Origin of the sequence: Ottowia sp. (genome assembly GCF_047975795.1) — a bacterium.
In the GTDB taxonomy this organism is placed as follows: domain Bacteria; phylum Pseudomonadota; class Gammaproteobacteria; order Burkholderiales; family Burkholderiaceae_C; genus Ottowia.
Genome location: NZ_JBKEEE010000022.1, coordinates 1 through 14,147, shown reverse-complemented (window position 1 = coordinate 14,147; position 14,147 = coordinate 1). Strand labels below are relative to the sequence as shown.

Genomic DNA, 14,147 nt, shown 5'->3' with positions numbered 1-14,147 from the left:
TTGCCCCAGAAACGGGGTGTGCAATGTCAGTGGTTCGCGTTGATGGGATGCGATACTGTCTGCTGGGTCAACGAATGACCAACAAGATGCCGCGTGGAATATGCGTCTTTACTGGCGATCATTGCGTTGGAATATTGCCAGGCGATCGTTCGAATTTGGCCCCTCAAGCCATCTATTTCCAATTCAGCCTAGAGGCCAGCCATGAAGCACGAATCTGACCCCATCGTCATCGCATCCGCCGCCCGTACCCCCATGGGCAGTTTTCAGGGCGACTTCGCCAACTTGGCCGCACACGATCTGGGTGGTGCAGCCATCAAGGCCGCCATTGAGCGCGCCGGCATCGCGCCCGAGCTGGTCACCGAAGTGCTGTTCGGCAACTGCCTGCTGGCAGGCCAGGGCCAGGCCCCGGCGCGGCAGGCGGCGTTCAAAGGCGGGCTGCCCAAGAGTGCGGGCGCGGTCACGCTCAGCAAGATGTGCGGCTCGGGCATGCGCGCGGCCATGTTCGCGCACGACATGCTGGTGGCGGGCACGCATGAGGTGCTGGTGGCCGGTGGCATGGAGAGCATGACCGGCGCGCCCTACCTGCTGCAAAAAGGCCGCGGCGGCTACCGGCTTGGTCATGACCGCATCTTCGACCACATGATGCTTGACGGGCTGGAAGACGCCTACGAACCCGGCCGCAGCATGGGCACCTTTGGTGAAGACTGCGCCGCGAAATACAAGTTCAGCCGCGCGCAGCAGGACGCCTTTGCCGTCGCCAGCGTGGAGCGGGCGCAAAAAGCCATCCAGTCCGGTGCCTTCAAAGCCGAGATCACACCAGTGACCGTCAAGGAGCGCAAGGGCGCGCGCGTGGTCGATACCGACGAAGGCCCGGGCAAGATCAAGCTGGACAAGATTCCCACCCTCAAACCCGCGTTCAAGAAAGACGGCACCGTCACGGCCGCCAGCAGCTCCAGCATCAACGACGGCGCTGCCGCCATGGTGCTGATGCGCGAGAGCAGGGCCAAAAAACTGGGCTGCCAGCCGCTGGTGCGCATCGCTGGTCACAGCACGCACGCGCAGGAGCCGGAGTGGTTTTCCACCGCCCCCATCGGTGCCACCGAGAAGCTGCTGAAGAAAATCGGCTGGCAGGTCGGCGACGTGGATTTGTGGGAAATCAACGAGGCCTTTGCCGTGGTGCCGATGGCACTGATGCACGACTTGAAGGTGCCGCACGACAAGGTCAACGTCCACGGTGGTGCCTGCGCGCTGGGTCACCCGATTGGTGCCAGCGGCGCGCGGATCATGGTCACGCTGATGTACGCACTGAAGGCCCACGGCCTGAAAAAAGGCCTGGCCACGCTGTGTATCGGCGGTGGTGAGGCGACGGCCATGGCCGTGGAGATGCTTTGATCGGCCCTGCTTGAGAAGGAGGCGTCCACATGTCCAACACCACCTTGATTCTCGGCGCCTCGCGCGGCATCGGCCTGGAGCTGGCGCGCCAGTACCGAGCCGATGGCGTGCGCGTGATCGCCACCGCGCGCGACGACGACGGCCTGGCCCGCCTGCGCGCGCTGGGCTGCGAGACGCTGCGCCTGGACGTGACCGACCCGGCCAGCGTCAGCGGTCTGGCCTGGCAGCTGGAGGGCGAGGCCATCGACACCGCCTGGTATGTGGCCGGTGTCATCTGCAACCGCGCCGACGCCACCACACCGCCCACGCAGGAAGAGTTTGACCGCGTCATGCACGCCAACGTGCTGGGTGCCATGCAGGTGATTCCGCAGGTCGCGCCACTGGTGGAAGCCAGCCGGGCGCCGGGCGGTGGGCGCTTTGGCTTTTTCTCTAGCGCGATGGGGCAGATCGGCACTGTATCCGGCAGCGGCGCGTGGCTGTACCGCGTGAGCAAGGCGGCGCTCAACATGGCGGTGGTGTCGGCGCGCCACGCCTACCCCAAGGCGCTGCTGTTGTGCTTTCACCCCGGCTGGGTGCAGACCGACATGGGTGGCGACAAGGCGCCCATCACGGTGCCCGACAGCGCCACCGGCCTGCGCACCACGCTGGCTGCGGCCAGGGCCGAGGACAACGGCGCGTTCTTCAACTTTGACGGCACCCGTATGGGCGATTGGTAGGCGCTGCTGTGACCGTGCATCGACGCCTTGTGTTCGACATGCCCGCCTCTGCGCCAGTAGTGTTCGATGCGTTTCATTACCACCGCTGGCGACCGTATTGGGACTCGCTGGTGAGCGCCACCACGGTGGGTGATGGCGATGAATGCCCGTCGGTCGGCGTGGTCAGCACCAACCGCGGAGGCGGTTGGCTGCGTGGGCTGTCGATGCGCACGCAGTTCGTATCGTACGTGCGGCCTCGGTTGGCTGCCGCCGCCATGGTGGGCGAGGCGTTTCCGTTTCGTCGTTGGGCGGCGTCGATGCGGCATGAAGCGATGGATGCCGAGCACTCACGCATGGTCTACACCTACACCTTGCAGGCCCGCTGGTCCTGGCTGGAGCCGTGGGTGGCATGACAGTTCGAGCGCGCCACCCGCAGGCGCTTTGCACGCCTGCAAGCCTACCTGGCCCGTTCTGGCGAGGAAGTGCGTGCATGGCAAGTTGACCGTGACCCGGCACGCACCTGACCGTCACGAGTACACGACCCTGGAGACCCCCCCATGCTGCTGACCGAAGACCAAACCATGATCCGCGACGCCGTGCGCGCCTTTGCCCAGGCCGAGCTGTGGCCGCAGGCGCCGCAGTGGGACAAGGACCACGCCTTCCCCGCTGCTGCGCATCAGGGCTTGGCCGCGCTGGGCGCGTATGGCATCTGCGTGCCGGAGGAATATGGCGGTGCCGGGCTGGACTATCTGACGCTGGCGCTGGTGCTGGAAGAAATTGCCGCGGGCGACGGCGGCGTGAGCACCACCATCAGCGTGACCAACTGCCCCTTCAACGCCATCCTGATGCGCTACGGCTCCGAGGCGCAAAAGCAGAAGTGGCTGGCCCCGGCTGCGCGCGGCGAGCTGCTGGGCGCGTTTGCGCTGACCGAGCCGCACGTGGGCAGCGATGCATCGGCACTCAGGACAACCGCCGTCAAGCAGGGCGATGGCTACGTGCTGAACGGCGTCAAGCAGTTCATCACCAGCGGCCAGAACGGCGACGTGGCGGTGGTGATTGCCGTCACCGACAAGGCGGCGGGTAAAAAAGGCTTGTCGGCCTTCATCGTGCCCACGCACAAGCAGGGCAACGCGGGCTGGCAGGTGGCGCGTCTGGAAGAAAAATTAGGCCAGCACAGCAGCGACACAGCGCAGATCAATCTGGACAACTGCCGCGTGCCGGCCGAGAACCTGATTGGCGAGGAAGGCGAGGGCTACAAGATCGCCCTGTCGTCGTTGGAAGGCGGGCGCATTGGCATCGCCGCACAAAGCGTGGGCATGGCACGCAGCGCGCTGGACGTGGCCATTGCCTACGCCAAAGAGCGCGAGAGCTTTGGCACCGCTATTTTCAACCACCAGGCGGTGAGCTTTCGGCTGGCCGATTGCGCCACGCGGCTGGAGGCGGCGCGCCAGTTGATCTGGCACGCCGCCAGCTTGCGTGACGCGGGTTTGCCTTGTCTGAAAGAAGCGGCCATGGCCAAGCTGTTGGCCAGCGAAACGGCCGAAGCCGTGTGCACGGCGGCCATCCAGACCCTGGGCGGCTACGGCTACGTGCAGGACTTCCCGCTCGAGCGCATCTACCGCGACGTGCGCGTGTGCCAGATTTACGAGGGCACCAGCGATGTGCAGAAAATTATCATCGCACGAGGGCTGTAAGAAGGGGCAGTGTTTGTGGTCAAATAAGTGTTTGACGCAAGTGTGGATTGCGTAAACAGCTATAAAAAAGGCAGCAAATTGACCATCATGAATCGCTTCAGGGGCTGAACGCACCATGCGCATCATCATTCTCGGCGCGGGCCGCGTGGGCGAAAGCGTGGCGGAAAGCCTGGCGCTGGAGCAAAACGATATCACCGTCATCGACCCCAATGCCGACTTCGTGCACACGCTGGAAGACCGGCTGGAGCTGCGTGGCGTGGTGGGCGATGGCGTGCAGCCATCGGTGCTGCGCCAGGCGGGTGCTGACGATGCCGACATGCTGATTGCCGCCACTGCGTCGGACGAATCCAACCTGGTGGCCTGCAAGGTGGCGCACGCCGTGTTCAACATTCCCACCACGGTGGCGCGCATCCGCTCGGCCGACTTCAAGGAAAAAGGCCCGTTGCTGGACAAAGAAGGCTTTGCGGTCGACCGGGTGATTTGCCCGGAAGATTCGGTCACGCGCTACATCCATCAACTGATCGAATACCCCGAGGCGTTGCAGGTGGTCAGCTTTTCGCAGGGCCGTGCCTATCTGGTCGCGGTGCGCGTGTCTGAGCACAGCGATCTGGCTGGCTCGACCATCGGCGCGTTTGCCGAACGCCACCCCGAGGTGGAAATGCGCATCGTGGCGGTGTACCGCCTTGACTTTGAACTGACCGATGCGCCTGACACCGTGGTGCGTGCGGGCGATGAGGTGTTTGTCATCGTCGACCGCGACAACGTGCGCCACACGCTGGCCGTGATTGCCGGGCAGGAGCGCGCCGTGCGCCGCGTGATGATTGCGGGCGGTGGCCGGGTCGGGCTGCGACTGGCGCGCAGCCTGGCCAATCAGTACGAGGTCAAGCTGATCGAGCGCGACCGCCAGCGTTGCGAGCAACTGGCGCACGAGCTGCACGCCAGCGCGCTGGTGCTGCACGGCGACGTGTCGGATGAAGAGTTGCTCACCGACGAAAACGTGGGTGACATGGATTTGTTTTTGGCGCTGACCAACGACGACGAGGACAACATCCTCGCCTCGATGCTGGCCAAGCGCCTGGGCGCACGCCGCGTGCTGGCGCTGATCAACCGCCGCGCTTACGCCGACATGATGCAGGGCAGCACCATCGACATTGCCGTGTCGCCCGCGCACGCCGTGATTGGCGAGCTGTTGGCCGACGTGCGGCGCGGCGCGGTGGCGGCCGTGCACAGCCTGCGGCGCGGCACCGCCGAGGCACTGGAAGGCGTGGTGCATGGCGACGCGCGCACCAGCAAGCTGGTGGGCAAGCGCATCGATCAAGTCAAGTTGCCGCGCGGCGCACGCATGGGGGCCATCGTGCGCGGAGCCAAGGCCGAGTGCCGCGTGCTGATGCCGCACCACGATTCGGTGATCGAGGCGGGCGACCACGTGATCGTGTTCATGGCGCACAAGCGCATGTTGCGCGACGTGGAAAAGATGTTCCAGGTCAGTGCTACGTTCATGTGATGTGTGGCGGGTGATTCATGTTGCAGGGATTGCGCACGCTTTTCAGACGCCACGCCCACGTGTTGCTGGTGCTGTCGTGGCTGGTGATGGGGTTTTCCTTCGCCTTTTTAGTGCCCTTGATCTGGAGCTGGCTGGATCAGGACTTGAAGCAAGAGCATGTCTGGCTGCGCGCCATGGTGCTCACGCTGTCGGCCGGTGTGCTGCTGTGGGCCGCGTGTCGCAAGCACACGGCCGAGCTGTCGGTGAAAGACGGTTTTTTGCTCGTCAATCTGGTGTGGACGGTGCTGCCCGCTTTTGCCGCTGTGCCGTTGATGACGGCGGTGCCGGGCATCAGTTGGACTGATGCGTACTTTGAAGCCGTCAGCGCCCTGACCGCCACCGGGGCCACGGCACTGGCCGGGCTGGACTTGCTGGACCCGGCGGCCAATTTGTGGCGCTGTTTTTTGCAGTTGATTGGCGGGCTGGGCATCATGCTGCTGGCCGTGGCTGTGCTGCCGTTTCTGGGCCTGGGGGGCACGCAGCTGTTCAAGGCCGAGATGCCAGGCCCCATGAAAGACACGCGCCTGACGCCGCGCATTGCCGAGACTGCGCGCGGCCTGTGGGGTGTGTACTTTTTGCTTTCAGGGGCTTGTCTGCTGGCTTATCGCTGGGGGGGCATGACGTGGCTGGACGCCTTCATGCACATGTGCACCACGGTGGGCCTGGGCGGATTTTCGTCACACGACCAGAGTTTTGGCTACTGGAATTCGCCGCAACTGGAATGGACGGCGGTGATTTTCATGACGCTGGCGGGGGTGAGTTTTGCGCGCTACTTCATGGTGTGGCGGCTGCGCACGCTCAGGCCGCTGCGGCAAGACAGCGAGGTGCGGGCATACTTTTTAACCATCGTGCTGTCAGTGCTGGCCATCTGGCTGCTTTTGGCGTTGCACGGTCGTGACGAAGCCAGCGTGGGTGACAAACTGCGCATGGCCGCGTTCCAGGTGGTGTCGGTTGGCACCACCACCGGCTATGCCACCACCGATTACCTGCTGTGGCCAGCGTTCGGGCCGGTGCTGCTGCTGTTTCTGGGCTGCTTCATGTCTTGTGCAGGCTCTACCGGCGGCGGCATCAAGATGGTGCGCATGCTGGTGCTGATCAAGCTGGCCAAGCATGAGCTGGTGCGCGCCATGCACCCGCGTGTGGTCAACCCGTTGACACTGGGCCGCAACACGGTGGGGCAGCAGGTGGTGTGGGTCATCATGGCCTTTATGCTGATTTACGGCGGCTGCATGGTGGGGCTGACGCTGCTGCTGCTGGCTTCGGGGCTGGACATGGTGACGGCCTTTACCGGCGTGATTGCTTGTCTGAACAACATTGGCCCCGGCATGGGCAAGGTAGGACCTTCGGGCAACTTTGCCGTGCTGACCGATTTTCAGACCTGGGTGCTGACCATCGCCATGCTGCTGGGGCGGCTGGAGCTGATCTCCATGCTGGTGCTGTTCACGCCACAGTTCTGGCGGCGATGAAAAAGCGCCGTTCCTCTGCCGAAGCCGCCTGCCCATGCGGCTTGCCCTCGCCTTATGCGACTTGTTGCGGCCGTTATGTGGAGCACTGGCCACACGTGCCTGCGCCCGACCCCGAAAGCCTGATGCGTTCGCGCTACAGCGCCTTTGTGCATGGGCGCGCTGACTACCTGCTGGCCACTTGGCACCCCGAATTCCGCCCGGCTGATTTGACTTTGGAGTCTGACGCGCAATGGCTGGGGCTGGAGGTCAGGAGCGCGCGCTGGCTGGGTGATGCCCATGGCGAGGTGGAGTTTGTTGCCCGCTACCGCGTGGCAGGCTGCGCGGTGCGCTTGCACGAGCGCAGCCGCTTCGTGCGCCAGGGCGGCCATTGGCTGTATACCGAAGGTGATGTGAAGGATCGGGGCTGTTGAGTGTGAGCGCCATGTTGAGTGCGAGCGCCAAATAGCTGGATAAAGCGTGTGACGGTGCCGATGGCGTCTTTGCGCCGGAACTCGGTTTCTTGTGTGACGCAAATTTGCCCCAGCTTTGCACGGCGGACACATCCTGCGGACGGGCTGGCGCGTTGAAAAAGGGTCATCGTTTTTGTTTGAGGAGTCGATTAACCATGATTCGTACCAAGTTTTCTGCCGCTGTATTGGCTGGCGCTGCATTGCTGGGTGGCAGCACTGCATTTTTATGGCCTGCTGCTGCGCAGGCGCAAGTCGCCATTTCGGTGCAGATTGGCCCGCCGCCTGCGCGGCGTGCTGAACACGTGCCGCCGCCGCGGCAGGGTTATGTGTGGGCCGCAGGGCACTACGAGTGGCTGCACGGTCAGTACATCTGGCGTCGTGGCCACTGGATGAAAGCGCGTGCGGGGTACGCCTACATTGAACCGGCCTGGGTGGCTGACGGCCCGCGCTGGGTGTACCAGCCCGAGCGCTGGGAACGTCGCACGCCGCCGTCAAGCACACGGTCTTCGCACCACCGCCAGAATCGTGGCTACGACAGCCATAACGGGTACAACAATCAAGGCCGCAGCAACGCCAGCCGCAATAACGCCAGCCGATCCACGGCGTATCGCAGCAATGGCCCGCAAAGCGCGCCGCAGCGTGGCGACGATCGCCGTCGCCCCTTGCCACAGCAACAGCAAGCGGATGACCGGCGTCCGCCGCGTTGAAGCGGCGGGCTTTCACATCAGGCGTCGATGTTGATCGCGCGCAGGGCGTTGGTTTCGATGAAATCACGGCGCGGCTCGACCTCATCGCCCATCAGGGTGGTGAACACGCGGTCGGCCTCGATGGCGTCGTCGATCTGCACGCGCAGCAGGCGGCGCACCTCGGGGTCCATGGTGGTTTCCCATAACTGCTCGGGGTTCATTTCGCCCAGGCCCTTGTAACGCTGGCGGCTGGTGGTGCGCTCGGCTTCGCTCAGCAGCCATTGCATGGCTTGGTGGAAATCGCCCGCCTGTGATTCGCGCTGGCGCTCGCCTTCGCCGCGCACCGCTTTGGCTCCTTCGCCCAACAGGCCGGTGAAGGTTTGCGCGGCGTCGGCCAGGGCTGCATAGTCGGCACCATCGACGAAATCCTGTGTGAATACACTGTTTTTGATGTTGCCGTGGTGGCGGCGGCTGATGCGCAAAATTGGTTTGTCGGTGCGGGCATCGAATTCGCTCACCACGTCGGGGGCGCTGCCGTTTTGGCCAGTTTCCAGCAAATAAGCCTTGAGCGTCTGGGCGCTGGCTTCAGCGGCGGCCATGTCGTCCAGATTCAAGGCTACGCCTGAAGCAATGGCGCGCAGCACCTCGGCATCCATAAAGCCCGACAGGCGTGCAATCACGCCTTCAGACAACTGGTATTTGCGGGCCAGCTCGGTCAGGGTGTCGCCGCTGATTTCGCGCGATTCACCGCCGCCTGTGAGCACGCGTGCATCTTTCAGTGCCACGCTCAGCAAAAAGCTGTCGAGCGCCGAATTGTCCTTCAGGTACAGCTCTTCCTTGCCCGCCTTGACCTTGTACAGCGGTGGCTGAGCAATGTAGATGTGGCCGCGCTCGACCAGCTCGGGCATCTGGCGGTAGAAAAAGGTGAGCAGCAGCGTGCGGATGTGGGCACCATCGACGTCGGCATCGGTCATGATGATGATGCGGTGGTAGCGCAGCTTGTCGGCGTTGAAGTCGTCGGCACCGCTTTTGCCGGAATCGGCGGCGGTTTTGCCAATACCGGTGCCCAGGGCGGTGATGAGGGTGACGATTTCGTTGCTGGTGAGCAGCTTTTCGTAGCGGGCGCGCTCGACGTTCAGGATCTTGCCACGCAGCGGCAAGATGGCCTGGAACTTGCGATCACGCCCCTGCTTGGCCGAGCCGCCGGCAGAGTCGCCCTCGACGATGTAGATTTCGCACAGCGCCGGGTCTTTTTCCTGGCAGTCGGCCAGCTTGCCGGGCAGGCCAAAGCCGTCCAGCACGCCCTTGCGGCGCGTCATCTCACGCGCCTTGCGCGCGGCTTCGCGGGCGCGGGCGGCTTCGACGATCTTTCCGCAGATGATCTTGGCGTCGCCCGGGCGCTCTTCCAAAAACTCGGTCAAGGACTTGGCGACGATGTCCTCGACCGGCGCGCGCACCTCACTGGACACCAGCTTGTCCTTGGTCTGACTGCTGAATTTGGGTTCGGGCACTTTCACGCTGAGCACGCAGGTCAGGCCCTCGCGCATGTCGTCGCCCGAGACATCCACCTTGGCTTTTTTTGCCAGGTCGTTGTCGGCGATGTATTTGCTGATGACGCGTGTCATCGCCGCGCGCAGGCCCGTCAGGTGGGTGCCGCCGTCGCGCTGCGGGATGTTGTTGGTGAAGCACAGCACCTGCTCGTTGTAGCCGTCGTTCCACTGCATGGCGACTTCGACGCCGATCTCGGTGCCGGGAATACCGCCGTAGCTGTCGGCCGGACGGGTGCCGGTGGCGTGAAAGGCGTTGGGGTGCAGCACACGCTTGCCGCCGTTGATGAAGTCGACAAAACCTTTGACACCGCCAGCGCCGGAGAAATCGTCTTCTTTGCCCGAGCGCTCGTCCACCAGGCGGACGCGCACGCCGTTGTTCAGAAAGCTCAGCTCGCGCAGGCGTTTGCTGAGAATTTCGTAATGGAATTCGTGGTTTTCTTTGAATATCTCGGTGTCGGGCAGAAAGCGCACTTCGGTGCCGCGCTTTTCGGTGCTGCCGGTAATTTTCATGGGCGAGACTTCGACCCCCTCAACCGACTCAAGCACACGGCCTTGCACGAAGCCGCGGCTGAATTCCAGCTCGTGCTTTTTGCCGTCACGGCGCACCACCAGGCGCAAGGTGCTGGACAGCGCATTGACGCAAGACACGCCCACACCGTGCAGACCGCCCGAAACCTTGTAGCTGTTTTGGTTGAACTTGCCGCCAGCGTGTAGTTCGGTCAGGGCGATTTCGGCCGCTGAGCGCTTAGGCTCGTGCTTGTCGTCCATCTTGACGCCGGTGGGAATGCCGCGGCCGTTGTCGACGACGCTGATGGAGTTGTCGGTGTGGATGGTGACGACGATGTCGTCGCAGTAACCGGCCAGCGCTTCGTCGATCGAGTTATCGACCACCTCGAACACCAGGTGGTGCAGTCCAGTGCCGTCTGAGGTGTCGCCGATGTACATGCCGGGGCGTTTGCGCACGGCTTCCAGTCCTTCCAGGATTTGAATGGCACCCTCGCCGTAGCCGCTGCCCCCCGTGCTGGCGGGCTGGTGGGCAGGGGTGTCAGGGGTCTGGTTGGAATCGGTCATGAAATTCTTTCGCTTGTTTTTCCGCTCATTTGAAAGCCAAAACCCGCCTTGGCGGGCGGGTTGTCAGCGTTGTGCGCTCTTGAAACTGAAGCGCCATCAGATCCGCATGGGCATCACCACGTATTTGAACTGGGCGTTGTCGGGCACCGTGACCAGCGCGGAGCTGTTGGCGTCTTGCAGCTCCAGCGTGATCATTTCCTGCTGACTCATGTTGGCCAGTGCGTCGATCAGGTAAGTGACGTTGAAGCCGATCTCGATCGAATCACCGCCGTAGTCGATATCGAGTTCGTCCACCGCCTCTTCCTGCTCGGCATTGCTGGAGGCTACGCGCAGCGTGCCAGGCTCGAAGTTCAGGCGCACGCCTTTGAATTTTTCGCTGGTCAGAATAGCGGTGCGCTGCAAGCAGGCCAGCAATGAAGCGCGGCCCAGAGTCACATGGTTCTGATGGTTCTTGGGAATCACGCGGTTGTAGTCAGGGAATTTGCCCTCGACCAGCTTGGTGACGAATTCCATGCCGCCAAAGCTGAACTTGGCCTGGTTGCTTGCAAACTGCATTTCGATGGTGGGGGCATCTTGTCCTTCTGGCGTGCTGGCGTCGGACAGCAGGCGCTGCAATTCCAGCACGGTTTTGCGGGGCAGGATGACCTCTTGTTTGGGCACTTCGACGTCCAGTGTGGCGCTGGTGAAGGCCAAACGATGGCCGTCGGTGGCAACCAGACTTAACTGTTTGCCTTCAGCCACGAACAGAATGCCGTTCAGGTAATAGCGGATGTCGTGCACGGCCATGGCGAAAGCCACCTGGTCGAGCAGGTTTTTGAGGGTTTTTTGCGGCACCTTGAAGGCGGTGCCGAAGCTGGGGGCCTCCTGCACCAGGGGGAAGTCTTCGGCAGGCAGGGTTTGCAGCGTGAATTTGCTTTTGCCGCCTTTGAGGATCAGCTTGGCTTGCTGCGATTCCAGGCTCACGGTTTGGTCGGCGGGCATGGTGCGCAGGATGTCGATCAGCTTGCGCGCGCCCACAGTGGTGCTGAAGCTGCCATCATCGCCGCCCAGATCGGCAGCGGTGCGAATCTGAATCTCCAGATCGCTCGTGGTGAGTTGCAGCGCACTGCCGTTTTTGCGCAGCAGCACGTTGGCCAGTACCGGCAGCGTATGACGTCGCTCCACAATGCCTGCGACCGATTGCAGTGCGGACAGCAACTGGCTCTGGGTGGTTTTCAAAATGATCATGTCTACCTCAAATTCCTTGGCGCATCATGCGCGTGTGGCTGTATGAGCATAAAGCCACGGTCTGGATTCCTCTCAGATGAAGATGCCTCTGAGCAACCTCATATTGTCGCCGGAAATCAGGCCAGCAATGAATGCTAAAGAGTGCTTTTAAGCAGTGCCTTTGTCACCCCTTGAGGGTTTGTTCGAGCAAGTGCAGTTGCTGGTTGAGTTCGGTCAATTGTTGGCGCTCTGCCGTGATCTTGCGCACGGCGTGCAACACGGTGGTGTGATCGCGCCCGCCAAACATCTCTCCGATTTCGGGCAGGCTTTTCTGCGTCAGTTCTTTGGCCAGGTACATGGCAATCTGGCGCGGCCGAGCGATAGAGGCGGGGCGTTTTTTGCTGTACATGTCCGACACCTTCAGCTTGTAATAGTCGGCCACGGTCTTTTGGATGTTCTCGACGCTGATTTGCCGGTTTTGAATGGACAGCAGGTCACGCAGCGCGTCACGTGCCAGTTGGATAGAAATTTCCTTCTGGTTAAAGCGCGAATAAGCCATGACTTTACGCAGCGCGCCTTCCAGTTCACGCACGTTGGAGCGCACGTTTTTGGCGACGAAAAAGGCTACTTCTTCAGGCATTTCAGCACCCTCTGCGGCAGCCTTGTTGATCAAAATGGCGACCCGCATTTCCAACTCTGGTGGCTCCAGCGCCACGGTCAGACCGGAGTCAAAGCGCGACACCAGGCGCTCGTGAATGTCGGTCAACCCTTTCGGGTAGGTGTCGCTGGTCATCACGATGTGGCTTTTTTTGGCCAGCAAGGCTTCAAAGGCATTGAAGAACTCTTCTTGCGTGCGCTCTTTGTTGGCAAAGAACTGCACATCGTCAATCAGCAGCAAGTCCAGCGAGTGGTAGCGCTGTTTGAACTCATCAAAAGTTTTGCGCTGATACGCCTTGACCACATCCGAGACGAACTGTTCCGCATGAATGTAGAGAACTTTGGTCTCTGAGTGGGTTTCCAGCAGATGATTGCCCACTGCATGCATCAAATGGGTTTTGCCCAGCCCAACTCCACCGTAAATGAAAAGCGGGTTATAGAGTTGGCCAGGGTGGCTGGCCACATGCAAGGCGGCAGCCCGGGCCATGCGGTTGGCCGAGCCTTCAATCAAATGGGCAAAAGTAAGCGCTGCATTCAAGCGGTGACGATGATCGCTGGGCGTGAGGGGCTGCGCTGCAACGTTGTCCGCTTGTGTGTGGAGCGACTCCATAGACTCAAAGGTCGATGCCTTCTCATTGCGGCTGGCTTTAAGTGGCGAATTTTCAGGTGATTGACGAGGAGTGATTGCCAACTCTACAGCAACAACGTGCCCTGCAATTTGCTCCAACACAGATGCAATGCTTTGGACGTATTGGGCGCGCACCCAATCCAGCTTGAAGCGGTTGGCCACATACAGTGTCATCTTTGATGCGTCTGGTGCCCATTGAATGACCATGGGCTTGAGCCATGTGTTGAATTGCTGCTCGGGCAATTGTTGCGCCAGGCGCTCAAGACAGGCCGCCCACAAGGCAGTGCCGACTGGAGTCGTTTCGGCGACAGAAAAATGTGCGGACATGTTGGCAGCGGACTGTGGATAAACCGTATTTGGCCGGGGGTGAAATTGTAGTCTTGCCAGAGCTTATCAACAATTTCGTATGAAGTATGCAAGGTCTCTGGTGATCGGGGTTGGATGGCGGACTTGTTAGCTTTGGCGAATTAGTGGCATAATCTGCGGTTCTCTGCCGGAGAGGTGGCCGAGTGGTTAATGGCAGCAGACTGTAAATCTGCCCTCTTACGAGTACGCTGGTTCGAATCCAGCCCTCTCCACCAGCGGAATTTTGAAAATAGCGCGAAGCCAGTCTCACGCGGCTGACACGGCGAGCAGGCTTGGAAACAGGCGGGTTTTGAACTTTTTGAGGTTCAAAGTCATTGGTCTCGCAAGGCATCCGTCATCTGATGGGGATCTTTGCGGGAGTAGTTCAATGGTAGAACCTTAGCCTTCCAAGCTAATGACGCGGGTTCGATTCCCGTCTCCCGCTCCAGTGTTGGTGACGCAGGTTGGTGTGCGATCAAGCGGTTGATTGCCCTTGTGGCTCAGTGGTAGAGCACTCCCTTGGTAAGGGAGAGGTCGCGGGTCCGATTCCCGCCAAGGGCACCAGGCATGCGGCAGCGTGCGGGCGACAAGCCTCGCGCGCCGCTTTTGTTGTGTTTGTTTGTGTTGATTTTTTCGGAGTCGAAGAAATGGCAAAAGAGAAATTTGAGAGATCGAAGCCGCACGTGAACGTGGGCACCATTGGTCACGTCGATCACGGCAAGACCACTTTGACGGCGGCCATTGCCACCGTGCTGTCGGCCAAGT

Annotated in this window: 12 protein-coding genes and 3 tRNA genes; 12 read left to right on the top strand and 3 right to left on the bottom strand. The window is 61.6% G+C overall.

Features of this window, described 5'->3' with window-relative positions; translation table 11 throughout:
* Positions 1 to 201 precede the first annotated feature (201 nt).
* The 8 genes from ACK5NW_RS03020 to ACK5NW_RS02985 all read left to right on the top strand — a co-directional run bounded on the left by ACK5NW_RS03020 (position 202) and on the right by ACK5NW_RS02985 (position 7,946).
* Positions 202 to 1,392: an acetyl-CoA C-acyltransferase gene (locus tag ACK5NW_RS03020; protein WP_416924912.1), complete on the top strand. Its 1,191-nt coding sequence runs from the start codon at positions 202 to 204 to the stop codon at positions 1,390 to 1,392.
* A gap of 29 nt (positions 1,393 to 1,421) precedes the next feature.
* Entirely contained in the window at positions 1,422 to 2,108 is a 687-nt protein-coding gene (locus ACK5NW_RS03015) for an SDR family oxidoreductase (RefSeq protein ID WP_416924910.1), read from the top strand.
* A 14-nt stretch (positions 2,109 to 2,122) separates the two neighbouring features.
* Positions 2,123 to 2,500 (top strand): hypothetical protein, encoded by a 378-nt coding sequence (locus ACK5NW_RS03010; RefSeq protein ID WP_416924908.1) that lies wholly within the window; start codon positions 2,123 to 2,125, stop codon positions 2,498 to 2,500.
* A gap of 144 nt (positions 2,501 to 2,644) precedes the next feature.
* Entirely contained in the window at positions 2,645 to 3,781 is a 1,137-nt protein-coding gene (locus tag ACK5NW_RS03005) for an acyl-CoA dehydrogenase family protein (RefSeq protein WP_416924906.1), read from the top strand.
* Positions 3,782 to 3,896: 115 nt separating this feature from the next.
* A complete protein-coding gene (trkA, locus tag ACK5NW_RS03000; RefSeq protein WP_416924904.1) occupies positions 3,897 to 5,285 on the top strand; it encodes a Trk system potassium transporter TrkA in 1,389 nt (462 codons plus the stop codon).
* 17 nt (positions 5,286 to 5,302) lie between these two features.
* The gene (locus ACK5NW_RS02995) at positions 5,303 to 6,790 is read left to right on the top strand and encodes a TrkH family potassium uptake protein (RefSeq protein ID WP_416924902.1); all 1,488 of its coding nucleotides are present in this window, start codon (positions 5,303 to 5,305) and stop codon (positions 6,788 to 6,790) included.
* Positions 6,787 to 7,200 carry a YchJ family protein gene (locus ACK5NW_RS02990; RefSeq protein ID WP_416924900.1) on the top strand — a complete coding sequence of 138 codons (414 nt, stop codon included), beginning with the start codon at positions 6,787 to 6,789 and terminating at the stop codon, positions 7,198 to 7,200. The genes ACK5NW_RS02995 and ACK5NW_RS02990 overlap by 4 nt, the downstream gene beginning before the upstream one ends.
* 194 nt (positions 7,201 to 7,394) lie before the next feature.
* Positions 7,395 to 7,946 carry a YXWGXW repeat-containing protein gene (locus ACK5NW_RS02985; RefSeq protein ID WP_416924899.1) on the top strand — a complete coding sequence of 184 codons (552 nt, stop codon included), beginning with the start codon at positions 7,395 to 7,397 and terminating at the stop codon, positions 7,944 to 7,946.
* A gap of 17 nt (positions 7,947 to 7,963) precedes the next feature.
* On the opposite strand, the gene gyrB is transcribed toward ACK5NW_RS02985, so the two are convergent.
* The 3 genes from gyrB to dnaA form a co-directional block, all read right to left on the bottom strand.
* Positions 7,964 to 10,546: a DNA topoisomerase (ATP-hydrolyzing) subunit B gene (gene gyrB, locus ACK5NW_RS02980; RefSeq protein ID WP_416924897.1), complete on the bottom strand. Its 2,583-nt coding sequence runs from the start codon at positions 10,544 to 10,546 to the stop codon at positions 7,964 to 7,966.
* Positions 10,547 to 10,642: 96 nt separating this feature from the next.
* Complete coding sequence (gene dnaN, locus ACK5NW_RS02975) at positions 10,643 to 11,773, bottom strand: DNA polymerase III subunit beta (RefSeq protein WP_416924895.1); 1,131 nt, start codon at positions 11,771 to 11,773, stop codon at positions 10,643 to 10,645.
* A 163-nt stretch (positions 11,774 to 11,936) separates the two neighbouring features.
* A complete protein-coding gene (dnaA, locus tag ACK5NW_RS02970; RefSeq protein WP_416924893.1) occupies positions 11,937 to 13,364 on the bottom strand; it encodes a chromosomal replication initiator protein DnaA in 1,428 nt (475 codons plus the stop codon).
* Between the two features lie 168 nt (positions 13,365 to 13,532).
* Here dnaA and ACK5NW_RS02965 point away from each other — a divergent pair.
* The 4 genes from ACK5NW_RS02965 to ACK5NW_RS02950 all read left to right on the top strand — a co-directional run.
* Positions 13,533 to 13,618, top strand: a tRNA-Tyr gene (locus ACK5NW_RS02965).
* Between the two features lie 138 nt (positions 13,619 to 13,756).
* Positions 13,757 to 13,830, top strand: a tRNA-Gly gene (locus ACK5NW_RS02960).
* Between the two features lie 41 nt (positions 13,831 to 13,871).
* Positions 13,872 to 13,946 (top strand) — tRNA-Thr (locus ACK5NW_RS02955).
* An 83-nt stretch (positions 13,947 to 14,029) separates the two neighbouring features.
* Positions 14,030 to 14,147, top strand: a 118-nt coding sequence (locus ACK5NW_RS02950; RefSeq protein ID WP_416924963.1) for a GTP-binding protein, incomplete at its 3' end; no start/stop codon positions are given.

Coding starts and splice junctions, on each gene's coding strand:
- ACK5NW_RS02985 (WP_416924899.1), top strand. CDS start 7,395: ATGATTCGTACCAAGTTTTCTGCCGCTGTATTGGCTGGCGCTGCATTG.
- ACK5NW_RS03005 (WP_416924906.1), top strand. CDS start 2,645: ATGCTGCTGACCGAAGACCAAACCATGATCCGCGACGCCGTGCGCGCC.
- dnaA (WP_416924893.1), bottom strand. CDS start 13,364: ATGTCCGCACATTTTTCTGTCGCCGAAACGACTCCAGTCGGCACTGCC.
- ACK5NW_RS02990 (WP_416924900.1), top strand. CDS start 6,787: ATGAAAAAGCGCCGTTCCTCTGCCGAAGCCGCCTGCCCATGCGGCTTG.
- ACK5NW_RS03020 (WP_416924912.1), top strand. CDS start 202: ATGAAGCACGAATCTGACCCCATCGTCATCGCATCCGCCGCCCGTACC.
- dnaN (WP_416924895.1), bottom strand. CDS start 11,773: ATGATCATTTTGAAAACCACCCAGAGCCAGTTGCTGTCCGCACTGCAA.
- ACK5NW_RS03015 (WP_416924910.1), top strand. CDS start 1,422: ATGTCCAACACCACCTTGATTCTCGGCGCCTCGCGCGGCATCGGCCTG.
- gyrB (WP_416924897.1), bottom strand. CDS start 10,546: ATGACCGATTCCAACCAGACCCCTGACACCCCTGCCCACCAGCCCGCC.
- trkA (WP_416924904.1), top strand. CDS start 3,897: ATGCGCATCATCATTCTCGGCGCGGGCCGCGTGGGCGAAAGCGTGGCG.
- ACK5NW_RS02995 (WP_416924902.1), top strand. CDS start 5,303: ATGTTGCAGGGATTGCGCACGCTTTTCAGACGCCACGCCCACGTGTTG.